This is a genomic window from Paenibacillus sp. FSL R5-0527, from assembly GCF_038008055.1.
GTDB classification, from domain to species: domain Bacteria; phylum Bacillota; class Bacilli; order Paenibacillales; family Paenibacillaceae; genus Fontibacillus; species Fontibacillus macerans.
Genome location: NZ_JBBOYI010000001.1, coordinates 4,469,661 through 4,492,600 on the forward strand (window position 1 = coordinate 4,469,661; position 22,940 = coordinate 4,492,600).

Genomic DNA, 22,940 nt, shown 5'->3' on the forward strand with positions numbered 1-22,940 from the left:
GATCACATGAACATACGGAAAACATTATACGGACTTTTGGCCGCGGCCAGCGCTCTGTTCATCATTTATTCTCTGGTGAAAAATTATTGGCTCGATCCGGGAGCCGCGGAATTTTTAAGCCATAAAACCGGTCTGAAACGCGAGCTTAATCTTCCCGTTTGGTTAAACGTGATGTACATTCACGTTGCCTTTGCCTGCATTGCCATGGCGGCGGGGCTGCTCAACTTCTCCAGTCGAATCTTTGAAAAAAGCCGCAGGTTCCATCGAATTAACGGCTACGTTTATATCGTGTCCGTGCTGCTTATCGTGCTGACTTCCGGATATATGGCGCCTTACGCCACCGGCGGAAGAATCGGCAGCATGGGATTTAATGCGCTGAATTTGATCTGGCTGTTTATTACGATTATGGCGCTTGTGCAAATCAAAAGGAAACGGATTACGCAGCACCGGAACTGGATGATCCGAAGCTACGCCTTTTGTTTTACGAATATGCTGATTCATCTTATCACCACCCTATTTCATCAGGGGGTTGGTCTCGTTTACGTAACCAGCTACACTATTGGCGTTTATGGCTCCATAGTGCTGCTGCTGGTCATTCCCGGCATCATCATTAGAATGATCGGTCCATCCAAGCGAAAGGAAATGGTATAAGGATGAAAAAAATTTGGGGATTACTCTTATCGTTTGCATTAGTTCTAAGTCTGGTTGTTCCTGCAGCAAGTGCGAATACAAAAGAGAATCATGCATTATCAAAGGACAAAAGTGTACATGTCCAAATCGTATTATTCGATGGGTTCGATCTGCTGGACGTCATGGCACCCTATGAAGTATTCGCTGCCGCGGGAATGTACTCCGGAGGCGCGATTACTGTGGAATTGGTATCCATGGAAGGCAAGCGTTCCGTTCCGAGCGGGTTGAACGGGCCTTCCCTTGAAGCGGAAGCCGCTTTAGATCCAAATCTTCCGGGCATTATTTTGGTGCCTGGAGCTGCGGGCAAGCCGGCGGGAAATTCGGAAGATTCCATTCCGAATCTATTGGCGAAAACCATGGGTACAGGAGTAACGAAGAAGATTAAAGAAGCTATGGACAATAAAGAAGTCACGGTGGCTACCGTATGTGGAGGTTCACTGCTGCTGGCTATGGACGGTTTGTTGAAAGATAAATATGCGGTTACCAATCAGATTGGCTTGAAGGCTTTAGCGGCTACCGGCGCCATTCCGGTTGACGCCAGAGTCGTGGTGGATAATCCTCGTTTAGTGACCGGTGGAGGCGTGACTTCCGGACTTGAAGTGGCTTTGTATTTGGTTGAACGCGAGTTAGGGCCGCAAATCACCAATGAAATTGAACATCTATTCGAGTACGAGCGTAGAGGCACGGTATGGAAAGCGGAAGGTCTTGCGCCGATCGACTTTACGGCGAGCCAGGCAACGTCTGACAAAAAATAACCGTTTGCTGCTATTTGTACCTCCGGAGAGACGGAGATAAAACGTCAGCTTCACCTCTCCGGAGTTTTCAATTTTCATCAGCAAGGGTTTATTTTGTGGATGAACCATAATCCGTGATTGTAAATTGGATATCAAAGGTCACCGGCGTTTGACTGAAGACCTCGTCCCAGTGGTCCTCCACCTTTCTCCAGTATTTGGGATGCTGAATTTTTACGCGGTCGCCGAATCCTGCGGCATCCACTTTGTATTTCGACTGCATTTTTTGCAACGTCGTTTCGAGCATTTGGGACAACCTTTTTTCAAATATCTTCTTCACTTTCTCCTGATATTCAGGTTTGGACGGATTCTCCAAAACATCCCAATTTTCGATGATCCGTCCTTCCGATTCGATCTTGACATGAAACGAAAGCCGGTTATCCCGGACCCGGGAGGTTATTTTGCTCTTCATGGATTCAACCTCATACGTGATCGGTTCATTATGCCAGTCATAGCTTTTAATAGCCCCACCCTGCACTTCCCCTTTTATCCAGGAAATGCTTTCCACATCCGTCTGGTCCAGCGAACCGATCCATCGTCCGGTCTCCCCTTTAATAATACCGGCACCCGAAAATTCCGTCTCGCCATCCCCTGCCACAACCTCCTGCAGGATAAAGCTGCGCTTGGAGCCCAGCAGACTATCCAGCCTGGTCAAATTAACTTCCTTCAAGATTTTACCGGTTCTAAAATGGCCGCGCAGCAGGTCCTTTAACTTGAAGGCCGGGATTTCGCCGGACTGTCCCGCTTCAAACGTATCCCGCGCCAGCCCTTGGCTAAGCAGCACAATACAGCTCGGACGAATATCGTTATCGCGGAGCACGAACTCCAGCAGGTTGTCCAAGTTTTGCTTTTGGACCAGTTCGGTGGATATGACGATCACTTTCAGGTGATGGCCGATGACCGCGCGCTGCCGGCGAAGCGAATACTGCCGCATAATCTCGAAAAGAGAGTCGCCCGTTTCCGATGTATTCAGAAATTCCGGCTCTTTGCCTTCCCCAGCTTGTTGTTTGCCGCCGCCGGAAGTTTTCATCGGAACGATCTGGACGGTGGCCGTCATCAGATTCCGCTTAGGATAACTTCCCCCTTGTTTCTCCAGCTGCTGTTCAAGGGCGGCCGGCCGCCCTACGTCCAAAGCCAATCCGACGTACATGCTTAAATCTTCAATTTCTTTACTGCTCCAGCACCCCGTTTGCACAACAAGCAAACCGGCGGCAACAACCAGAAACAGAATACGCCGTCTACGCATGCTGTTTAAGTCCTTTCTTCCGGATGAGGAATATGACGGATAACGGCAGGGTCACCAAGACGAACACGATGACGCTCATGATTCCGTTTGCTCCGCCGAGTCCAAGTAAGTCGTTGATGCTTTTGGGCAAGAGCGCCGCGATAAAAATCACCGGCATTAGCGCAAATAGAACGGCAGGGAACTTGATGCGGAAAACGTTCGATACTCCCAGGGAGACGACGAAAAAATTGCTGGTGAAATTGCAAAACATCTGCATGATCCAAATCACCATAAACGGAAATTCAAACCGTTCGAAAAACAATCCGCTGATTTCAAAGCTTCGCAGAAGATCAAGCGTCGGCCAGGTGCTTCTTAATACGGCGCTGGTCGACATACCTCCCACAACAATTACGGTTGTGAAAAGGTACAATGCGATCGGAATGCTCATTCCGGGCAGCAGCCTTTTGACCGCTTTCTCGGGATGCTGCAGATGCCCGACCAAAATCAGCACGACTTCGAAGCCCGCAAAACTGAGCAGTGTTGATTTCAAGCCCGCCATTACAGGGGGCAAACCTTCCCCGAGCAATGGACGCATATTATCGATATCGAACAGCCTCAAGCTGAGAAACAGGCTGAAGACCAAAACCAGGATACTGACGGGGAAAATAATTTGGAACAACCGGGCAATGCAGTTGATTCCTCCGGAAATCAAATAGGCCGCCACCCATATAAAAGGAATGATAATGGCCCAGATGGGAGTGTCCTCGAGCAAATAAAAGATCGTCACCTCCGCCAACATGCGGATTTCAAAAACGGCCATCATCATAAAGAAAACGATGAGCAGCGCAGACAAAGCACTGCCCGGGATGACGCCGGCGATTTTTTGGGAGAATTCAAAAACCGTGTTCCCCGGAAACTGCTGGCTCAATTTTATCATGATGAACACCACCAGCAGCGCAAGGACGCTGGCCAGCACAACGGATAACCAGGCGTCCGGGGTTTGTACTTCTTCGGTTGCGCTCCTGGGCAAAGTCAGAATGCCGGCCCCCAGGATACTGTCGGTCAAAAATACAACCGCTTGCGATGTCGTGATTTTGTCATCAGAGCGTGTAAACACATGAGCCCCTCCTGATTGGCCAGTTTAGGATCTGCGCTGCTCACGGGTTGTCTTCAACATCGCGGGTCTGCGCTTCATTAACGTCAGGGGCGCGCGGATGAACAAATCCTTCCAGTCGCGAAGCCGGAGCGGCGAGACTGGAGTTACATAAGGCACCCCAAAGCTTTCCAATTTGGTAAGATGGCTGCACAGCAGCAGAAAAAACAGGATCGTTCCGAATATGCCCAGCACAGCGGCAAAAAACATCCCCGCAAAGCGCAAAATGCGCAGCGTAATCCCCGCGCTGTACATCGGGATCGAAAACGAGGCGATGGCGGTTACCGAGACGACAATAACCAGAAACGGGCTGACAATGCCCGCCTGGACCGCCGCTTCTCCGATGATCAGGCCGCCGACGATGCCCATCGCGGAGCCGATCGGCCTGGGCAGCCGGACCCCCGCTTCCCAAAATTTCAATCGAGACTTCCATGATCAAAATTTCGATCAGCGAAGGAAAGGGCACCCTTTGGCGGGTCTCGATAATCGTGATAGCCAATTCGGTCGGGATCAACCCGGGATGAAAAGAAATAAATGAAATATACAGCGAAGGAATCATCAGGGACATAAACGCGGTAAAAAAACGCAATGTCCGCAAAAGCGATCCGCCCATCCACCGTTCATAGTAATCTTCGGGAGACTGCAGCAGCATGCTGAACGTCACCGGAACAATGAGCGCAAACGGCGTTCCGTCCAGAAGCAGCGCGATTCTTCCTTCCATCAGGGCGCTCATGACCCGGTCCGGCCGCTCCGTATTTTGCGCCTGCTGAAAAGGACTCAGTATATCATCTTCGATCAATTGCTCGACATAACCGGACTCGGCGATATAATCCAAATTTATTTTGGCGATCCGCCGCTCCACTTCCTGCAGCAAATCGGGATTCACAATCGTTTTCATATAGACGACCGCCAGGTCTTTTTTAACGACGTTGCCGACGACGTATTTTTTGATTTCCATTTGCTCCGTACGTCCCTGGCGCCGGAGCAGCGCCGTGTTATCGCTTAATACCTCGGTGAAACCTACCCTTGGCCCGCGCAGCAGCGCTTCCGAAATCGGCTCCTCGATGGATCTGGTTTTCCCCTTCGGGGCACCGACAAGCAAAGCATGGGGCATCCCCTCCGCCAGCAAGGCCGTATATCCCGTCAAGATCGCTTCGCTTAGGCGGCGGGTCTCGGTCACTTCGGTAATTTCGCTGATCGGCAGCGTTTTTTCCTTAAAGTACGAAGCAAGCTCTTCAGGCGGACGCTTCGGTTTTTGTTCCGCATCTTGAGCGGCGTCCGACATCAACACCTGCAAAACATGGGTATCGATCAGCTGTTCCTCCTGCATTCCGTCAACGTAGATCAACACCGCCCGCACGCCGAACGGCGTGACTTCATATTCCCGGAAATGCACGTCGTCATTGCCGCCGATCGTCTCTTTCATGGACATGAGATCCGTTTCATAATCTCCGGATAACGGCGGGCCGGATTTTTCCCGGGATGACGGCGAATCGTCGGCGAGCGCTGCCCCGCTTCCGTTCCCGGACTGGTTTTGCGAACCCGTTACGACCGAGCGGAGCCAGCGGTGCAAAGCATACATGACGATAGGAACCAGCAAGGTGAACCCCGCCTGCACAAAGATCGTCCAGTCAGGAATATAGGCTGCGATTTTAGACCACACAAGAAACACCCTTAGGAAAATGGTTTTCTTTAATTTACCCAGAAATTAGAAGTTAGATGCACACCAGCCAGGTGGCCGGAAATAAAAAAACACTGCCCGGTCAGGCAGTGCGCGCCAAAACGCCATGCTTATGTTTTACGCCAGATTCAAATCATCAAGCTGTTCGGAGCTTAGCCGGATATCCAACGCGCCTAAGTTTTCTTCCAACTGAACGGAATCGCTCACGGCAACAAGCGGTAAGGCCGCCGGGGCGTTTTGCAGCATCCAAGCAAGCACAATTTGATTTGGCGTGTGTCCCGTCTCTTTCGCCAGCTTCCTTACCGCCTGCAATCTGTTCAATTGTGCTTCGTTCCGGTAACCATCGGGAAGCTCGGCATTCTCCTTGTCATACAAACCGCCAAGCAGCGGCGAATACGCGAGAAGCATAATATCTTTATTCTCCTTGCAGTATGCAAGCATATCGTCATCCGTACTGACTTGCAAACCGAAATCCGCATCCTTTCGCTGGCGCAAGTAAGTATGCCGTTGTTGGATACAGCAATAGGATGCCCAGCCGTTGGCTTTAGAGACCGCCATGGCCTCACGGAGCCTCGGCAGCCGGTAGTTGCTGCAGCCAATCGCCCTAACCTTGCCGGATTTGACCAAGCGATCAAACGCTTCCAAGGTTTCCTCCAACTCGGTGCCGGTATCGTCAATATGCGCATAGTACAAATCCACGTAGTCGGTTCCCAGCCGCTGCAGGCTTTCGTCTATCGCCTTTTCAATCGCTTTGCGGCCCAGGCCTTCTATTTGATCGAATCCCGCGCCCGGGAACCTGGGCTTCGCGCCCACCTTGGTGGCCACGACGATTCGGCTTCTGTTTTTCCGTTCCTTCAACCACCCGCCAAGCAGCGACTCGCTTTCGCCGCCGATACATCCCTCGTTCCAGAAAGCGTAGTTGTTGGCCGTATCCAGAAAATTGCCTCCGGCGTCGACGTAACGATCCAGCAAACGAAAAGAAGTTTTTTTATCCGTTTTGGAGCCAAAGTTGAGACATCCCATGCTAAATGCGCTGACCTTGATTCCGCCGGCGCCTAATGAATGTTGTTGCATGCTTCATCCTCCTTGTTAACCTTGCTCAAGTTTAGTCTCCGCTTCCCAGGATCGATAGTAATCAATTTTATCCCGCAGCATGTCCAGCGTTTGCCAAATCGTTTGAAGCTCGGCATGCAGCTTCTGCTCGTGCTTCTCCAGCATTTCTCTGCGTGCCGGAATGCCCGCGTTTCCCAGCCGCATGAACTCGGCGAATTGCTTCATCTGCGCAATCGGCATGCCCGTAGCCCGGAGCCTTGCGAGCAATACGATCCATTCGAAATCGTACTCCCGATAAAGCCGATGTCCATTCTTGGCGCGTGGTATCGGGTCCATAAGGCCGATCCGCTCGTAATATCGCAGTGTATGTACGCTTAAACCGGTGAGCTCGGCAGCCTGTTGAATCGTCAACTCTTTCTCTTTCATGTGTATCCCCTCCTGTCAGGTAGTCTACAAGTTTGAGCGCGCTCTAAGTCAATAGGCATTGCACCAGGAAAACCTGCAAAATCCAGCTATTCCTGATTCCCTGCCCCACGCTTTATTCATTTACAGAAGGTCTCCTAATGCTTCGCAGCTTCCGGAGAATCTCCAGCAATATGACGTTAAAACTGATCCATACACCGCCGAAGACATACCCCGCAAAGACGTCGCTTGGATACTGTTCCCTGAAATAAACACGGCTGACCCCAACCGCGAGGCAGATGAGTATGACCCCAAGAACAACAGGCACACGAATATAGCGGTTTTGATCATAACGCAGCAGCAGAAAGGCCGAAAACCCGTATACCGTGATCGAGATCAGCGTCTCTCCACTGGGAAATGTATGGAATGGCTGAACACCTGCCGCAACCGGTCCCAGACGCTGAAAAATGAGGCCCAAAATGGGGCCCAAGAATTCCCCGCCCGCTACGACCCAAACAAGAAAGGCCAGGTCAAGCCTGCGCTCCTTGCTTTGCAGCACGATCCATAGCGTAGTGAGTCCTAACACGGGCCCGTAGAAATAAAGCGTTCCGGGCATCGCCGCAGCATTCATCAAACTTGTCCATTTCGGCCCGAAGATGGCTGCCGCCAGATAGGAGGCAATCTCGTCGAACTGCCCGAATTCATGGGCCAAAAAGTCTTGAATTACACCAAGCATCAGCGAGAAAAATAAAACGAATACGGTGAAAGAAGTCAGCAGCAGAAACCGGACCTTACCGAACGAATTAAAGCGGCGGACGCCTTGCGTGAGCAAATGCATTAACGCTTCGACCATGTTTCGCTTATACTTACGGTACACAAAGACAATGCCGGTAAGTAAGGCCGAAGCAAGGCCCAGGATGATCATGTACCGGTTGACGGTCGAATGATATTGCTCCCATTTAGGGCCAAGCACTTTGCCCAGGGAAATGAACAAGCTCACCCAGAAGATCGCACCGGAATAGGCAAAAAGCGCGTATCTCCGAAAAGGCAAACGTGTGATGCCGCAAAAATAACCGGTGATGTGCCGGACTCCCGGAATAAAATAAGCGATAAAAAGCAGCTTGGCGCCATATTTTTCGAACCAGAGGGTTAAGTGATTCACCCGTTCTTCCGTAAGATGGACGTGTTTTCCGTATCTAACGATAAATGGCCTTCCCAGTCTGTAACCTATCCAATACGAGAGAGTTATACCGGCCAAGACACCCGAGCTCGCTGACACGATGCTGAGCAGCCAGTTCAGTTTGGATTCATAGACCGATAGTCCGACGTAGCTCATCAACATTTCACCCGGCAGCGGAAGCGCCAGCATTTCCAGGCACAGGAGCAGAAAGATTATTCCATACCCGTAATGCTCAAGCCAGTAAGTTAGGATTTCCAAGGTTGATCTCCTCCGGATGCAAAAAAGACAGTTTGCAAAAATGCTAGCCGCCTTGCTAGTGTTTACACCGGATTTTAGCACTTCTTTCCTGCCCGAAGCAATCTTCCGGATGGTTTGCGGACTTTTTAATCGCGTCCATAAAGGGTATACTTGAATACGCAGAAATTGATGGGAGTAGAGGAAGGGTTATCTATCATGCAAAAGACGTTCCAACGACTGAAGACTGTAAAATTATTTACGACGCTGTACCGTTTAAAAATCGTACAAATCTTGATACCTATCATCATTATCGGATTGATTATTTGGGCCGGCCAGGCCGAGTTCCGCCGCATTGACTGGGCCGCCACCCTCCGTGTGCTGCACCGCCTGGAGCCGTCCAGGGTTCTGCTGCTCATCGCCATGTCCCTTGCCGCCGTCGCCTCGGTGAGCGGCTACGAGTTTGTGCTTCGCCGCCATTTCCGGCTCCCGATCGGGCGCTGGACGACGTTCCGTTTTGCATGGATCGCCAATACTTCAAACAATGTCATCGGGTTCGCCGGAATAGCCGGAGCGGCTCTGCGAACCTATCTATACCGGAGCCGCGGAATTTCCGTTGCGACCATCACGGCTTCCATCGCTTTCCTGTCGACCATCACCATTACGGGCATATCTCTGCTGGCCTGGGGAGATCTGGCCGGACTGCTTCCGATCGATGCGGTCACCCGTTCCCACCCCTGGACGCTGTATGCCGTCTGGGCGCTTGCCCTTTATCTGCCCGGCTACGTCCTTTTTCAGCGTTCGTCCTTTTATACCAAATGGCTGAACCGTGATCTGCCGCGGATGAACTTCTCCACGATCGCCGCGTCCGTGGCGGTCTCATTGATAGAGTGGGTATTATCCGGCGTCGCCTTTTGGATGATCGCTTCGACCCTGCTGCCGGACCTGTCGTTCCGCACCGGACTTGGCATTTACACCATCGCCGCTGCGTCCGGTCTGGTCAGCCTGGCTCCCGGCGGTATCGGCGGTTTTGACCTGATTGCGCTGCTTGGGCTTCAGGCGCTCGGCTACGCGCCCGAAAAAACCGCCGCCGTGCTCGTTTTATTCCGGATGATGTATTACATCATTCCTTGGCTGATCGGCCTTATTATGGGGGTATTCGAGTTTGCGAACGAGCGGCGCAAAGCGTCGGAGGCCAATACGCAAACGGTTGAAAAATCGCTGAACGCCTGGCAGCGGTTCTGGGAGTTTCCCGGCCAATATGCATGGCTTTCGGAAATCGGGGCGTGGGCGCTCGGCAAGCTGGTTTTTTTCAGCGGAGTGATCCTGCTGCTGTCGGCGGCGACGCCCGGGCTTCTCTATCGGCTGCGATTGGCCGAGCAACTCCTGTCCCTGCCGCTGATGCGGTTATCCCATCAATTGAGCGTGATCATCGGACTGATGCTGATCGTTCTTTCCTGGGGAATCTCCCGGCGGATCAAGCGGGCTTACCAGTGGACGATGGGTCTGCTGGGCGCCGGTATCCTGTTTACCTTCACCAAGGCGTTCGACTATGAGGAAGCGATTTTTCTAATATTGATCGCCTTCCTGCTTTATGTGTCGCGCAAACGGTTTTATCGGCTCGGGGCCCCGATCGGGCGCGGCACCATGGCGACATGGGCGGTTTCCACAGTTATCGTAGCTTTGTTGTACGAAGCAATCGCCTCGGGGACGCAGCCGCCGTTTTTCAAACACCTGCCGCCGGGTCACGAGCGGTATCTTCATCTCATTCTGAATCCGACCGAGCATACCGTTGCGGTCATAACCGGGCTCGCCGTTACTTGGATTCTGCTCTCGCTTGCGATCATTCTCCGCCCTAACAGGCTTGTTGCACATGGGGCGACCGAAGCGGAGCGGGACAAGCTGCGCGGCTTCCTCGGCGAAACCGGCGGCAATCTCCTGACGCACATGCTGTTTGCCGGCGACAAAAGCTTTTTTTGGGCTTGCGGCGGACGCGTCCTGTTTCCGTATTCGCTCATCCGCAACAAATTCGTGGTGTTGGGCGATCCCATCGGCCCCGCACCGCTTCTTTACGACGGGATTCAGGAATGTCAGCGCTTTGCCGATTTATACGATCTGGAAGTTGTGTTCTATCAGGTATCTCCCGCTAACCTGCCGATTTACCATGAACACGGGTACCGATTTTTCAAACTGGGCGAAGAAGCGCTGGTCGACCTGGCAAACTTTACGTTAGCCGGAAAAGCCAATACCAGTTTGCGCAATGTGAAAAATCGCTTTGAACGGGAAGGCTTTCACTTGGAGGTGCTTCAGCCTCCGCACGATCCGCAGCTGCTCAGCCGGCTTCACCGCATTTCGGACGAGTGGCTGGACGGCCGCCGGGAAAAAGGATTTTCACTCGGCTGGTTTGATCCTGCGTATTTGCAGGAATCTCCGATTGCCATACTTGCGGCGGCGGACGGGCAAGAGATCGCTTTTGCATCGCTTGCTCCAAGTTATGACGATCGGCGGACCATGTCCGTAGACCTGATGCGCCATTTACGCAAAACCCCGAACGGAACGATGGACTTCCTGTTTATCCGCTTGTTAGAGTGGTCGCGGGAGCAGGGGTACGCTGTCTTTAATCTGGGAATGGCCCCCCTTTCAAGCGTCGGCCAAGCGAATATGGCTTTGCGCGAGGAAAAACTGGCGAATCGGGTATACAATTACGGAGGCCACTGGTACGGCTTTAAAGGACTTCGTCATTATAAAGAAAAATTCTCGCCGCGCTGGGAGCCTCGCTACCTGGCTTATCCCGCCCGCGTGACACTGCCCGTTTTGCTTGTCGAACTGGTCATATTGATCGCACGGCGGCCGAAAAAAGGCCGCTAGGGTTACATAAATGTAAAAATGCGCCGTCCCATGAAAGCAGCCGTTGCATCTCTTGGGATGGCGCATCTTGGATAGCCGCCCATAGTGTTTTAATTCTCCGCCGCAGAAGGGCGGCCCAGCACCGAAACGACGGCCTGATGAATTTCAGCGTAACCCGTACACCGGCAGATGTTGGATTGCAGCCAGTCTGTGATCGTCGCCTGATCCGCATCGGGATGAGTTCGTGCCAGCGCATAGATATTCATAATAAAGCCGGGAGTACAGTAGCCGCACTGGAAGGCGAACTTTTCCACGAACTCCCTTTGGACCTTCGTATCGTAAAGGCCTTCGATGGTCGTTACCTTTTTTCCCGCCGCTTCAACGGTAAGCATGAGGCAGGATTTCATAGGTATGCCGTCGACGAGTACCGTGCAGGCCCCGCAGTCTCCGTTCCGGCAGCCCGGTTTGGAGCCGGTTAAACCCAAAGAATCCCGCAATGTGTCCAGCAGCAAGTCTGCGGGACGAATGGCGGCGGTCCGTATCTCGCCGTTCACATCCAGATCCAGCGCCATCCCGTAACGTTTCGTATCCGCCATATTATTCCGCCCCCAACGCTTTCAATATGTCTTCCAAAGTCAGCTTCAGAATGAGCCCGCGATATTCCGCCGAAGCTTTAATGTCGCTCAGGATTGGCGCCGGCAACAGCGCAATGGCCTGCTCGACCCTTTCTTTCAGCGGGATGTCCCGCAGGTTTAAACGGGCTTCAATCGCTTCCGAGCGGAAAGGAAAAGCGCACACCCCGCTGAAAGCGACGCGAATCCCGGAACCGGTGCGAATCGCGGCCGCAGTGACGACCGGATAATCGATGGCGGCTACTTTTCGTTTTTTTATGGTGATATAGGGCATTCTCCTATAGCTTTCCTCCGTAACCGTCTGCACCAGGAATTCTCCCTTTCCAAGCTGAAGGGTTTGGTCGAACGCTTGGGTAATCGGCGCTTGTCTTCCCCCCGCCGGGCCGGCGATCCGCACTTCGCTATCGGTTAAGAGCAGCGGAAGCACCGCTTCACGGTAAATAAACCGCCCGCAAATATTGCCGCCGAACGTAATTTTATTGCGGGAGGTGCGGTCGGCAACTTCGCCCCCGGTTTCTCCAAGCAGAGGAAACACCCGGGAATCGTATAGTTCGGACAGTGTCAGCGCGGACCCGAGAATCAGCTTATCCTCCCGAACCGACATCTCGCGGCATTCGGGGATCGCCTTCAGATCGATCACGGCCCCTGTAATCACTTGGTTAAGCCTGCCCAAGGTGATGATTTCGGTGCCGCCGGACCAATAAAGCGGCCGCTTGCCCTGTGTGTCCAATTGCCGATAAAGGTTAACGGCCTCATTTACGGAAGCCGGCCGGTAATATTCGAAGTCATAGGGAATCATTCTGCTTCCCCCTTCTTGTCCTCCAGATCGTTTCCGGAAAAAGAGGCAATTGATTCAGCTGCACTCCCGCAGCGCGCGATAAGGCGCTGGCCAATGCGGCAGGCATGCCGATCAGCCCGTGTTCGCCCAGCGCGCGGCTGCCGTAGGGCCCATCCAGGCACGGACTTTCGATAAATTCCACCACATAATCCGGGTTTTCGCCATAACGGATTAAAGGATAATCACGAAGCGTTGGATTATAGACGGCGCCGTCAGGGCTAAACAAAAACGTCTCGCGGTTGGCAAAGCTTAGCCCCATGGACATCGCGCCCATCACTTGGCCAAGCGCCGCTTTAAGATTCAGCACTTTGCCCGCGTCGTTGACGGAAATCGCTTTAAGCAGCCGGTAGGAATAATCCCTGGTGTCAAGCTCAATTTCCACGGCTTGAGCCCCTACGTTCCACTCCGGCCCCGGTGTGCCTTCCCCGGTCTTCGGGTTCGTCATGTTCATCCGCCGCTGGATATAATTACCTCGGCCGATGATTTGGCCGCCGATGGAATTTCCGTTCGGATATCTGTAGCCATAGCAAATCTCTTCGATCCTGACGTTCAAGCTCGGGTCGGCCCGGACGAACACTCGTTCCCACCCCAGCTCCAGATCGTCCGGATCAGCCCTGAGCACGCAGGCGGCGATTTTCAGCAGCTGCCCGATCGCGTCGTCCGCCGCTTTAAGCACCGCGCGTCCCGCCAAAAAAACGCCGCGGCTAGCCACCGTTTTCCAGTGCTCCGGCGTAATTTTGGTATCCACCTTAAACTTCACGTGCACCTTATCGGGACTCATCTTCAATCGCTGCGCCAGGATTTGAGCCAACACCGTTTTGGTGCCGGTGCCGATCTCCACGACGCCGGTCTCCAGATTTACGCTGCCGTCCCGATTGAAGGAAATGATCGCCCCCGAACTGGCATCCGGGTCCATGGAGGAATTTTTCCAGAAGCAGCTGATTCCCTTGGCCCGGATCTTATTCGCACCCACCTGCCTCACCTGCCATTCGTCCCAGCCGGACAACGTACGCAAACGGTGCATGCAGGTTTTTAAGTCGCCCAGACTGCTTTCCGTCAGCACATCTTTGGAGGGCGCGGTGTCGCCGGGCACGACAATATTCCGCATGCGCAGCTCCCAAGGGTCCATGCGGAGTTTTTCCGCCAGCGCATCCATCGCCCGCTCTATGGCAAAGGTCAGTTCCGCATGCCCGTATCCCCGAAATGCCGAAGCGTAAGGATGGTTGGTGTACAACGTGTAGCAGTCGCAATACAAATGCTCGATTCTATACGGCCCGGAGCAGTCGATCAAGGCTGCCCGGGCAACGTCGCTGGATTTATCGTTGTAAGCGCCGCCGTCGAACCGGTACACGATATGCGCCGCGGTGATTTTCCCTTGCGCCGTGCTGCCCAGCCTGACCGTGGCGTCGAGGCCGATATGCCCCGGCGAAGTCAGCATATCTTCTTCCCGCGTGTTGATGATTTTAACTTTGCGGCCGCCCACCGCCCGCGAAGCGATATAAGCGACCAGCTCCAGCTGGATCGCAGCCTTGCCGCCGTAACCTCCTCCGACGAACGGGGTGGTCACCACAATCCAACCGGGATTGATATTAAAAAAACGGCCCAAATAATGTTTGATGGCAAAAGGAGCCTGCGTCGACGATTCAATGTGAATATGGCCGTCCGGCTTGATCTCCGCGACAGCGCTCCGCGTTTCCATCGCCGCATGGTCCGACGGTACGAACGAAACTGTATTTTCTATGACGACCTCGCTCATATTCCAGCCCACTCTCAGGTCGCCTTTGCGAACCTTGAGCAGGCTGGCGATGTTGGTTCCGGGGATCGGCATAACCCCTGCCGCCGCTTCATACTCCCCGAGCTTCTCGTGAATAAGCGGAGCGTCTCTTCGCAAGGCGTCCACCGGAGAGTTCACTACCGGCAGCGGCTCGTACCGGATTCGGATCAAATCCGCCGCACGCTGGGCCTGTACTTCCGTATCGGCGACCACCACAGCCACGGTTTCCCCGTAAAAGCGCACACGGTCTTTGGCGATGATGGGCCTGTCGCGGATTTCTTCCCCGGTAAGAACATCGCTGCAATCCCCTGTCAACACGGCGCGAACCCCCGGAACTTGCCGGGCCTCGTCCGTGTTGATCTCGACGATCCGCGCATGGGCGTACGGGCTTATCGCCATACGGGCGTGGAGCATCCGTGTATCGGTTTGGTCGCCCGTGTATAAAGCGGCGCCTGCTACCTTATCCCAGGACTCTTTTTTCGGAATACTTCTGCCGATGACTTCCAAAGCCGCCCTCTCCTTTCGAATGTTGCTCCGCACGGTTTTGCGCAAATTACTGCATTATACGAATCGGGACAAATCGTTATGCTCCTAGAGCGCAAAAAAAGACACCCCATTATAAGGGGTGCCGCGAATCAGGACAGCCGATAAAGTTGTTTAAGAAGCGCGGACGTATCCGTAAAAATGGCTGACGAATACCTTAGAGGCTCGTCCGGCATAGCGTCAATCCGACGCAGTTCGAGCGACGACACAGAAAGATCGGCCGATTTGGGACTTGGGTTGATCCAGTATAAGCCGATCGTTCTCAGCAGGCCAGCCCATTGTTTCCGTTCGGGTTCTCCTAGCGTCCCTGTGGAGTTCCATTCGGAAACAACGTTCAGCGTATTTTCCAAATAGGCCGTACCTTGCTTCATCATAGCGATTCTATTCTGATTTTGCCGCACCAAGGCTTGGCTTGCGGGTGCGGTCACATTGAATTGGATGCTTTCCGCCGCCTGCTCCATTTGTTTTTCTAATTGAAACAGGTTTTCCCCAAATGTCCGCAGCGCCGATTGAACAGCCTTTTTTTGCTCGTCGGAACAACCGCTTTGAATCCAGTCAGCCGCTTCGCTAAACCGCTCCGATAAGCTTTTCATGAGTGCCAAAGCTTTGCGTTCAGCAGGTTTGACAAAATTCGGCGGGTATATGAGCATATGGACGGCGAGCCCGACGGCTATGCCGATAAACGTATCGCGAATGCGGTCCAGCCCGTAAAGGCCGGATTGTTTTTGCAGCGCAAAAACGAGCAGCACGCTTAACGCCACTTGATGAAGGACGCTTTCCTTCCTGTCGATCAGTAAGGCGAATCCGCAAACCAGGGCAATGAGCAATGCCAGCGTCCAGCCGTTTAAGACCATATGATCGGCGGCCCATAACGTCAAGGCAACACCGATCACCGTACCGAGCAGCCGATGAAGCGAGAACCGGACGGATTGCAAAATCGTGGTTTGCACGCATAAAATCACCGACAGCGGCGCCAGGTAAGGGTGCTTCGACCCGGCCAGCTTGGCGAGCTCCCACGCGACTCCGGAAGCGGCGGATATTTTGGCGATAAATACGATAAGCTTGCCGATATTTCGCACTTTTTCCTCGGTTTGTTCGGTCAAAGCACGCCCTCCGTTTTGCCAAAAATTCGTTAAACATCACATGTAGAATATGGTATCCGCGCCGTTTTTATCCCTTCAGAATTATTTTTATCCTCGATTTGACCAGCTGCAATTTAATCATTTCGCCGCCGCTTTCGGAACTATTTTTGCTTGAAGTCCCTTTAGCCTTTTGGTCACTCATATTAACATTGACTTTTCCAACCGTCAAACTCGCATGGTTTACTTTTCGATACCTTGTTTAAATAAAGTGCCTAATTGTTCGCACAAGCGCAATGCTTTATGATGCAACTTAAGTTCTTCAACGCGTAAAATTGCGCCAATAAAAAAGAGGAGTGAACTTGAATGAATGTTGCTTTATGGGTTGTGCAGATCTTATTGGCATTGATTTTCCTGATGGGGGGCTGGATGAAACTCTTTATGTATAACAAGGTATACGAGATGTGGCCTTGGGTAAAAGACTCCCCGAAAGCACTTGTAACATTTGTTGGTTGTGTGGATCTTTTGGCGGGTTTGGGAGTAATCTTGCCGCAATTAACGGGAATACTCCCTTGGCTTACACCATTAGCGGCGCTAGGCGCCTCCGTGATTTTGACTCTGGCCGTCGCGCTTCATATCAAGAGAAAAGAGATGAAAGACGTGATCCCCAATCTCGTTTTTTTAGCGCTGGCTGTGTTTGTAACGGTCGGACGTTTCTACTGACCGGACTCTTCCCCATATAGCTCAGTCAAATGCTTGCCATGAGCCATCCCCCACTCGTTCATGGCAAGCAATACAGGCAGCAAACTTCTTCCGTAAGCCGAAATGGAGTATTCAACCTTCGGGGGCACTTGCTGATAGACCTCCCGATGAACGATGTCGTGATACTCCAATTCTCTTAAATGATGCGTCAGCATCTTTTTGGTAATGTCCGGAATGGCTTTTTGCAGTTCGCTGAATCTCATTGTACCATTGGAAAAAAGATTAAATAAAATCACGGTTTTCCATTTACCGAAAAGTACTTCCAACACCGCTTCGTATTTACAATTTAAAACCATTTCATCCCCCACCAAAGGTGCATATATAGATACTATAGTTAAAATCAGCATCTAATTACCGGAATAGACTCTAGATCCGATTATATGCCCGCAAGTAGCTTTGTTCAAGGATCTCCCCGCGCAAACCCATACGGTGGATGAAATTCGATAATGCAAAAAAAAGTCCGCGCGCGCGGACCCAGTTTACTCTTATGGTTTAAAAGCTCTAATAATCCCAAACTCCAGATGTTCTTTATTATCGATAATAAGATCCGAGGAACGAAATACGCACTCCATCAGTTTGTTGTCCAGAAAGGACCCTTCATCAATGATTTGATGATCATCGGGATATTCGTATTGTTGCCCCAGTTTGTCATCCCCCATCTCGCTCATTTCGAGAAATTCGATACGAGTGAAGCCGCGGTCCGTTAATATCACGCTCCACTCATCCTTATTCATGATCGAAGGCGCGGGGAAAAATGATCTTAGCTCCGATACGATTTCCGCAGGGGCCGAAGGCCGGACAAACATCTCGCGATCGTAAAATACCCCCCCGGATTTCAGCACCCGAAAATACTCGGATAACGATTGCTCAGCTTGCGTGAAATTAGTGACGGATTCAACCAGGACGGCATGGAAGGATTCATCGGAAAAAGGCAGGGCATGAGCGTCGGCAAGCTGGAAATCCACTTCCACCCCCATGGCGGATGCCCGCTTTTTCGCTTTGGCCAAAATGTCAGGCTGTATGTCCACGGCAACGATCCGATACCCCTGTTCGGCTAAATAACACGCCGTTCTTCCCGTACCGCAGCCGATTTCCAGAATGGTCCCATCCACCGACGGTTTATACTTGTTAAATTGCTCGATCGTTGCCGCAAATCCGCCGGGATGGGCACTCCCTTCGCCTAATCTAGACAACATTTCCAAATAGTGCATGAATAATCAATTCACCACCTTTTCCAGTTAGTCTAGTTTAACGTATTCAAATGGCTCACGGGCTGCTTGGGCAAATGCCGATTTTACATTCCCGTTCCGAGCGTTTGCGGCGGTGCTTGCACTTCGCTGCGGGACAGCTTGTGCTCCGCTCTTCTATCTTTCAGCACAAGCAGATACACGACGGCCATCATGCCGGCCAGAAGCAAAATCGCCCCTCCCAGCTGCGGAATAAAATAGGACAAGTCTCCTCCCCGGAATCCTATACCGCGCAAGAACAGCAGCAGCCAGGTCAAAGGCAAAAAGTCGGTTACGAATTGCAAAGGTTCCGGCAGCATCTTAATGGGAAGCATCGCGCCGCTCAGCAAAAAGGCGGGCAGGATCAAAATGATGGTGCGGCCGCCTGCTTTATCCGGACTGGCAGCGGTCCAGCCAATAATCATGGCAAAAAAGCTAAGCAATAACGTGTAGATGAAAAACGGGATCGCCATTTCAAACAGGTTTGCTTCAAACCTTAGGCCGCCAACCTGCTTTAAAACGCCAAAGCTCAGGAACAGCGAAACGCAGCCCAGCAAGGAATAAGGAAGGATGCGAAGCAGCAGCTCCAGCGGGTTCGCCAATACTTCCCCAAGCCGGCCGGCTTCGCGCAGCCGCGGTACGATCGACAGCGTCGCGCTTCCCAGCAGCATAATTAAAATAACACTGACAAAACCGAGTACGGTCGACATCATCATACTGCTTGTCGGGTTGTAGAGCAGCCGCTGCTGCAGGTTCATATTGGTCCCGAGGCCCGCGATCGCCCCGTCCGAAAGCCCCATCGCCTTTAGACTCCCTGTATATACCATGGCGTTTTCCGCCGCAATGACTTCGTTGACGCCGTTTCTAATGGACCCTACCGCGGCAGGAATCGTGTTGTCGACAAAAAAACCGATATTCGTTGATGCGCCGCGATTGCGGTTCTGCTCCAAACCGGCAGGAAGATACAAGGCCGCAACGTAATGCTGGTTATAAAACAGCATGTCGGGTTCGATCACATTATCGTACACGCCTTCCACGGAAATGTATTGGGAAGCGTCCAGCTTGCCGATCAGCTCGCGGCTGTACTTGCTGTGATCCAGGTCGACGACGGCAAGCGGCGCTTCGTTAATCTGGCTGTTTTTGAAGGCATAGCCGAATACGGCAGCCATAATCAGAGGCATCACAATAAAGACAATGACGGACTTGCCGCTCATCAGCAGCTTCCATTCCTCGATAAAAGCCTTCATGGCCCCTTAACCTCTTCCGTCGTCCGTTTGATTTTGTTCATGCTCCACTCTCCCGCTGTAATCTTTTTTCATAAACTTATGGATTGGGATGAAGCCGGAGCGGATAAGGAGCCCTTCTCCTCACTGCGGTGCAGCTTGTGTTCCGCTCTCCGCTCCTTAAGCACAAGCAGGTATACCACGGCCAACATCCCGCCCATCAGCAATATCGCCTCACCAAACTGCGGGATGAAATATTGAAGTTTCCCTCCCCGGAAAGCCAGACCTCTTATAAATTCAAGCTGCCAAAACAAAGGCAGAAATTTGCTGAAAAATTGCAGCGGCTCCGGCAGCATCAAGACCGGGAAATTGGCCCCGCTTAACAAAAAGGAGGGCAATATAATCATAATGGTGCGCTTGCCGGCCTTAGCCGGATTAGCGGCGGTCCAGCCGATAATCATGGCGAAAAGGCTGAGCAGCAACGTATAAATGAAGAATGGAATGAACATTTCAAAAGCGGTTGCCTCAAACCTCATGCCGCCTACCTGTTTTAAAATGCCAAAGCTCATGATGAAAGAAACGCACCCTACCAGCGAATAGGGAACAATACGCAGCACGAGCTGCAGCGGGTTTGCCAGAGCTTCGCTTAATCGTCCGGCCTCGCGCAGCCGGGGCACGATCGTCAGCGCCGCGCTTCCCAAAAGGGAAATCATCGCCGTGTTGACAAAGCCCACCACGGATGTCGTCATCGTGCTGTTCGTCGGGTTGTACAGCGTCCGCTGCTGCAGGTTTAAACTGGTCATCATTCCTGTAGCCGCGCTGTTCGATAGCCCCATCGCCATCAGGCTGCCCGTGGATAACGCCGCGTTTTCCGTTGTAATGACCTCGCTGACGCCGCTTCGCAGAGTACCCACCGCGCCTGTCACAATGTTGTCGACATAAAACCCGATGTTCGTTTGTACCCCGCGCGTCCGGTTCCGCTCCAGACCGGCGGGAAGATACAGCACTGCGGCGTATCGCTCGTTGTACAGCAGCATATCGGGATCGATGTCATTGTCGAACACGCCCTCAACGGAAATGTACTGAGAGGCGTCCAGTTTGCCGATCAGCTCGCGGCTGTACTTGCTGTGGTCCAGGTCGACGACGGCGAGCGGTGCTTCGTTAATCTGGTTGTTTTTGAATACGTATCCGAATACCGAAGCCATAATTATCGGCGTTAGAATAAAGATCACGACAGATTTGCCGCTCATCAGCAGCTTCCATTCCTCGATAAAAGCTTTCATCGAGCCTTAACCTCTACCGTCATACCCGGCAATAGCTCCGGCGTACGGTCAATTTCGATGCGGACGATATACGAGGTTAAATCGGAAAGTCCCTTCTCCCGGCTCATCCGAAGGCCGGCGTATGGCGGCGCGGGCGTCACGGATTTGACGACTCCCTTGGCGTCCTGCTTCAGCGCTTTGATATGGGTATTTACATGGCCGCTCACTTTAAAATGCGAAACATCCGTTTCGTTTACGTACACTTCATAATAAAGCTGATCGGTCTCAATCACGGCTCCCACGCCGCCTGTCGATACAAGTTCTCCGACTTTCGGCACGATGCGCGTCACCTTTCCGTCTGTGGAAGCGACGAGCGTCATCCGTTCTTTCTGCAGCTTCAAGGTTTTATATTGAACGTCAAGCGCTTCTTTTTGCTTCTTAAGCAAGTCGACATTGTATTTGCCGTTTTCGACTTCTTCCTTTGATTGGGCAATTGAATTCAGCGCTTCCTTCGCTTTTTCGGTTTTGATATGCGCTTGTTCTTTTTCTTCGGCGGTTGCGCCTGCTTTCATTTTGTCGAGCGCCGTTTGCTGCTGGGCAACCGAGTTGTTGGCCACGGCGAGCTGCTTTTCGGCGGAAACCACCTGATTATTGGCCACGTCAACTTGATTTTGCGCCGTTTCTAAGGCGATGTTTGCGTTCTCGAGCTGATTTTCGGCCGATTCCAGATCGGTCTGAGCCACGAGCCCGTTTTCGTAAAGGTTCTTAATCCGCTCGTAGCCGGTTTGGGCCAAATCGGCGCTTTTTTGCTTGGCGTTTAGGGAAAGCTCCGCTACCGCCAAATTTTTCTTGGCCGATTCCACGGCGGCTTTGGCGGCCTCGGCCGATTCCACGGCGGCTTCGACCGCCAGCTCCTGCCTTTCGATATCTTCGGAACGCGTGCCTTTTATGACCTGGCTTTCCGCCGCCTTCGCCCCTTCCAGATCCAGCTCGCTTTGCTTTTCTTGGGTCACGATTTTTTCGGATTGGACGTCAAGCGATTTTTGGGCCTGCTCAATTTTTAATTTCGCCTGCTGGATATCGCCCTCCAGTTTGGCGATTTGCAGGTCGATGTCCGTCGTATCCAACTGCATGAGGACTTTGCCCTTTTTTACATGCTGCTGTTCTTCCACCGCAATGGATACGACTTTGCCGCCGACGCCTTGGAAGGCCTGATTGACGGAATCGGCCGCAAGCAGCGCGCTTTTCTCCGAGGCGGCGACGGTGACGGCGTCCTTCCCTTTCAGCGCCATTAAAGTGCCGCCCAACACCAGCGCGATAACCAGCAGAACATACATGATGTTCTTGCGGTTCAATAACTTCCTCAAGGCCTCTTTATTCATTCTCTCTACTCTCCCTTTGTAATCCCTATTTATGTAAAACCAACCTTCATTTGATTGAACGATTGGTGAATTAAAGAGCGCAACAAGTTAACCCCTACTTTTTTTTATTACCTCTCCCGCAGCATTTTTTTAATTGATTGAACGATTGTGTAATGAAATTATACTCAGATTGGATGAACATCGTCAATCCATAAAATAAAAAAACAACCAACTCAAGCGAGCAGTTGTTTTTTAGGATAATCTGATCGAATTGCACGGGTCGTTAATCCGTGTTTTTCCAGGATTCCAGAAGATAACGGATAACCTGTTTGCGATAGTTGGAGGAGTCAACCTCACCCATTAAATTAATGCCGATAAAGGTGCTGATCACCATAAGCAAGGACATCGACATCAGTTGAATGGCGGACATCCGGAAATCCATTTTGCGGATCTCTCCCCTTTCATACCGCCGTTCCAAAACACCGGTAAGCCAAGCTACCCGCTGCTGAACGATGCTTGAGAGTTCCGTCATCTCCTCCAGGTCCAAAACATCGCTTTCCCGAATCAGAATCCGCAGCAATTCCTTGTCGGTCATAAGCAATTCTTCCGCCCTGGTAAAAACAAAGTATAATACATCTTGGAGCGGCATCTGCTCAACTTCTTCTATGGATTGATTCAGTATCAAGATTCGTTTTTCAAAGCTTTCTTGCAGCAAGACCGTCAGCAATTCCCTTTTGCCGCCGGGGAAGTAATGATAAAGAATGCCGTCCCCCATTTTTAACTTCCGGTTAATCGCCCGAACGGGGGTTGCATGAAACCCGTTTTCCGCAAACAAGGTTTTTGCGGTGGCCAACAGCTTCTCACGCGTTTCGGCCGCCTGTTCTTGCCGCATATTACGTTCAACATGCCCTTTCATACGCAACAACCCTCATTTCACTGAACATTTGTTCAATGAATTATAGCTTATCGCACCCGTATTGTCAA

At 52.1% G+C, this 22,940-nt stretch carries 19 protein-coding genes and 1 pseudogene; 4 read left to right on the top strand and 16 right to left on the bottom strand.

Features of this window, described 5'->3' with window-relative positions; translation table 11 throughout:
• Positions 1 to 6: 6 nt before the first annotated feature.
• Both NYE69_RS19695 and NYE69_RS19700 read left to right on the top strand, forming a co-directional pair.
• On the top strand, positions 7 to 651 hold the full coding sequence (locus tag NYE69_RS19695; protein WP_328271403.1) for a DUF2306 domain-containing protein: 645 nt from the start codon (positions 7 to 9) through the stop codon (positions 649 to 651).
• A gap of 2 nt (positions 652 to 653) precedes the next feature.
• A complete protein-coding gene (locus tag NYE69_RS19700) occupies positions 654 to 1,445 on the top strand; it encodes a DJ-1/PfpI family protein (protein WP_328271404.1) in 792 nt (263 codons plus the stop codon).
• A gap of 88 nt (positions 1,446 to 1,533) precedes the next feature.
• Here the strand turns inward: NYE69_RS19700 and NYE69_RS19705 are convergent, their stop codons facing one another.
• The 6 genes and pseudogenes from NYE69_RS19705 to NYE69_RS19730 form a co-directional block, all read right to left on the bottom strand.
• A complete protein-coding gene (locus tag NYE69_RS19705) occupies positions 1,534 to 2,727 on the bottom strand; it encodes a Ger(x)C family spore germination protein (protein ID WP_340927529.1) in 1,194 nt (397 codons plus the stop codon).
• A complete protein-coding gene (locus NYE69_RS19710; protein WP_328271406.1) occupies positions 2,720 to 3,823 on the bottom strand; it encodes a GerAB/ArcD/ProY family transporter in 1,104 nt (367 codons plus the stop codon). Before NYE69_RS19710 ends, NYE69_RS19705 begins: the two co-directional genes overlap by 8 nt.
• 24 nt (positions 3,824 to 3,847) lie before the next feature.
• Positions 3,848 to 5,522, bottom strand: a pseudogene (locus NYE69_RS19715) (spore germination protein).
• Between the two features lie 135 nt (positions 5,523 to 5,657).
• Entirely contained in the window at positions 5,658 to 6,614 is a 957-nt protein-coding gene (locus NYE69_RS19720) for an aldo/keto reductase (protein WP_328271407.1), read from the bottom strand.
• A gap of 15 nt (positions 6,615 to 6,629) precedes the next feature.
• Complete coding sequence (locus NYE69_RS19725) at positions 6,630 to 7,019, bottom strand: MerR family transcriptional regulator (protein WP_328271408.1); 390 nt, start codon at positions 7,017 to 7,019, stop codon at positions 6,630 to 6,632.
• 112 nt (positions 7,020 to 7,131) lie between these two features.
• Complete coding sequence (locus NYE69_RS19730; protein ID WP_328271409.1) at positions 7,132 to 8,433, bottom strand: bifunctional DedA family/phosphatase PAP2 family protein; 1,302 nt, start codon at positions 8,431 to 8,433, stop codon at positions 7,132 to 7,134.
• 195 nt (positions 8,434 to 8,628) lie between these two features.
• On the opposite strand from NYE69_RS19730, the gene mprF reads away from it, so the two are divergent.
• A complete protein-coding gene (gene mprF, locus NYE69_RS19735) occupies positions 8,629 to 11,277 on the top strand; it encodes a bifunctional lysylphosphatidylglycerol flippase/synthetase MprF (RefSeq protein ID WP_328271410.1) in 2,649 nt (882 codons plus the stop codon).
• Positions 11,278 to 11,366: 89 nt separating this feature from the next.
• Here the strand turns inward: mprF and NYE69_RS19740 are convergent, their stop codons facing one another.
• The 4 genes from NYE69_RS19740 to NYE69_RS19755 form a co-directional block, all read right to left on the bottom strand.
• Positions 11,367 to 11,852 carry a (2Fe-2S)-binding protein gene (locus NYE69_RS19740; protein ID WP_328271411.1) on the bottom strand — a complete coding sequence of 162 codons (486 nt, stop codon included), beginning with the start codon at positions 11,850 to 11,852 and terminating at the stop codon, positions 11,367 to 11,369.
• A 1-nt stretch (position 11,853) separates the two neighbouring features.
• Positions 11,854 to 12,687: an FAD binding domain-containing protein gene (locus tag NYE69_RS19745; protein ID WP_328271412.1), complete on the bottom strand. Its 834-nt coding sequence runs from the start codon at positions 12,685 to 12,687 to the stop codon at positions 11,854 to 11,856.
• A complete protein-coding gene (locus tag NYE69_RS19750) occupies positions 12,674 to 15,007 on the bottom strand; it encodes a xanthine dehydrogenase family protein molybdopterin-binding subunit (RefSeq protein WP_340927531.1) in 2,334 nt (777 codons plus the stop codon). The genes NYE69_RS19745 and NYE69_RS19750 overlap by 14 nt, the downstream gene beginning before the upstream one ends.
• Positions 15,008 to 15,135: 128 nt before the next feature.
• Positions 15,136 to 16,146 (bottom strand): FUSC family protein, encoded by a 1,011-nt coding sequence (locus NYE69_RS19755; RefSeq protein ID WP_340927532.1) that lies wholly within the window; start codon positions 16,144 to 16,146, stop codon positions 15,136 to 15,138.
• Between the two features lie 342 nt (positions 16,147 to 16,488).
• On the opposite strand from NYE69_RS19755, the gene NYE69_RS19760 reads away from it, so the two are divergent.
• Positions 16,489 to 16,845 (top strand): DoxX family protein, encoded by a 357-nt coding sequence (locus NYE69_RS19760; protein WP_340927533.1) that lies wholly within the window; start codon positions 16,489 to 16,491, stop codon positions 16,843 to 16,845.
• Here NYE69_RS19760 and NYE69_RS19765 read toward each other — a convergent pair.
• The 6 genes from NYE69_RS19765 to NYE69_RS19790 form a co-directional block, all read right to left on the bottom strand.
• The gene (locus NYE69_RS19765; protein ID WP_036622894.1) at positions 16,839 to 17,180 is read right to left on the bottom strand and encodes a winged helix-turn-helix transcriptional regulator; all 342 of its coding nucleotides are present in this window, start codon (positions 17,178 to 17,180) and stop codon (positions 16,839 to 16,841) included. The two genes, NYE69_RS19760 and NYE69_RS19765, sit on opposite strands and share 7 nt — an antisense overlap.
• A 189-nt stretch (positions 17,181 to 17,369) precedes the next feature.
• On the bottom strand, positions 17,370 to 18,095 hold the full coding sequence (locus NYE69_RS19770) for a class I SAM-dependent methyltransferase (protein ID WP_328271416.1): 726 nt from the start codon (positions 18,093 to 18,095) through the stop codon (positions 17,370 to 17,372).
• A gap of 83 nt (positions 18,096 to 18,178) precedes the next feature.
• The gene (locus tag NYE69_RS19775; RefSeq protein ID WP_328271417.1) at positions 18,179 to 19,357 is read right to left on the bottom strand and encodes an ABC transporter permease; all 1,179 of its coding nucleotides are present in this window, start codon (positions 19,355 to 19,357) and stop codon (positions 18,179 to 18,181) included.
• Positions 19,358 to 19,425: 68 nt separating this feature from the next.
• A complete protein-coding gene (locus NYE69_RS19780; protein WP_340927534.1) occupies positions 19,426 to 20,616 on the bottom strand; it encodes an ABC transporter permease in 1,191 nt (396 codons plus the stop codon).
• Positions 20,613 to 21,977: an HlyD family secretion protein gene (locus tag NYE69_RS19785; protein ID WP_328271419.1), complete on the bottom strand. Its 1,365-nt coding sequence runs from the start codon at positions 21,975 to 21,977 to the stop codon at positions 20,613 to 20,615. Before NYE69_RS19785 ends, NYE69_RS19780 begins: the two co-directional genes overlap by 4 nt.
• 262 nt (positions 21,978 to 22,239) lie before the next feature.
• Positions 22,240 to 22,872, bottom strand: a complete 633-nt coding sequence (locus NYE69_RS19790) for a TetR/AcrR family transcriptional regulator (RefSeq protein ID WP_328271420.1) — start codon at positions 22,870 to 22,872, stop codon at positions 22,240 to 22,242.
• Positions 22,873 to 22,940 lie beyond the last annotated feature (68 nt).

Bases quoted from the DNA above. Each gene is read 5' to 3' on its own strand.
- NYE69_RS19695 (WP_328271403.1), top strand. From the start codon at position 7: ATGAACATACGGAAAACATTATACGGACTTTTGGCCGCGGCCAGCGCT.
- NYE69_RS19700 (WP_328271404.1), top strand. From the start codon at position 654: ATGAAAAAAATTTGGGGATTACTCTTATCGTTTGCATTAGTTCTAAGT.
- NYE69_RS19705 (WP_340927529.1), bottom strand. From the start codon at position 2,727: ATGCGTAGACGGCGTATTCTGTTTCTGGTTGTTGCCGCCGGTTTGCTT.
- NYE69_RS19720 (WP_328271407.1), bottom strand. From the start codon at position 6,614: ATGCAACAACATTCATTAGGCGCCGGCGGAATCAAGGTCAGCGCATTT.
- NYE69_RS19725 (WP_328271408.1), bottom strand. From the start codon at position 7,019: ATGAAAGAGAAAGAGTTGACGATTCAACAGGCTGCCGAGCTCACCGGT.
- mprF (WP_328271410.1), top strand. From the start codon at position 8,629: ATGCAAAAGACGTTCCAACGACTGAAGACTGTAAAATTATTTACGACG.
- NYE69_RS19740 (WP_328271411.1), bottom strand. From the start codon at position 11,852: ATGGCGGATACGAAACGTTACGGGATGGCGCTGGATCTGGATGTGAAC.
- NYE69_RS19745 (WP_328271412.1), bottom strand. From the start codon at position 12,687: ATGATTCCCTATGACTTCGAATATTACCGGCCGGCTTCCGTAAATGAG.
- NYE69_RS19760 (WP_340927533.1), top strand. From the start codon at position 16,489: ATGAATGTTGCTTTATGGGTTGTGCAGATCTTATTGGCATTGATTTTC.
- NYE69_RS19765 (WP_036622894.1), bottom strand. From the start codon at position 17,180: ATGGTTTTAAATTGTAAATACGAAGCGGTGTTGGAAGTACTTTTCGGT.
- NYE69_RS19770 (WP_328271416.1), bottom strand. From the start codon at position 18,095: ATGCACTATTTGGAAATGTTGTCTAGATTAGGCGAAGGGAGTGCCCAT.
- NYE69_RS19775 (WP_328271417.1), bottom strand. From the start codon at position 19,357: ATGAAGGCTTTTATCGAGGAATGGAAGCTGCTGATGAGCGGCAAGTCC.
- NYE69_RS19780 (WP_340927534.1), bottom strand. From the start codon at position 20,616: ATGAAAGCTTTTATCGAGGAATGGAAGCTGCTGATGAGCGGCAAATCT.
- NYE69_RS19785 (WP_328271419.1), bottom strand. From the start codon at position 21,977: ATGAATAAAGAGGCCTTGAGGAAGTTATTGAACCGCAAGAACATCATG.
- NYE69_RS19790 (WP_328271420.1), bottom strand. From the start codon at position 22,872: ATGAAAGGGCATGTTGAACGTAATATGCGGCAAGAACAGGCGGCCGAA.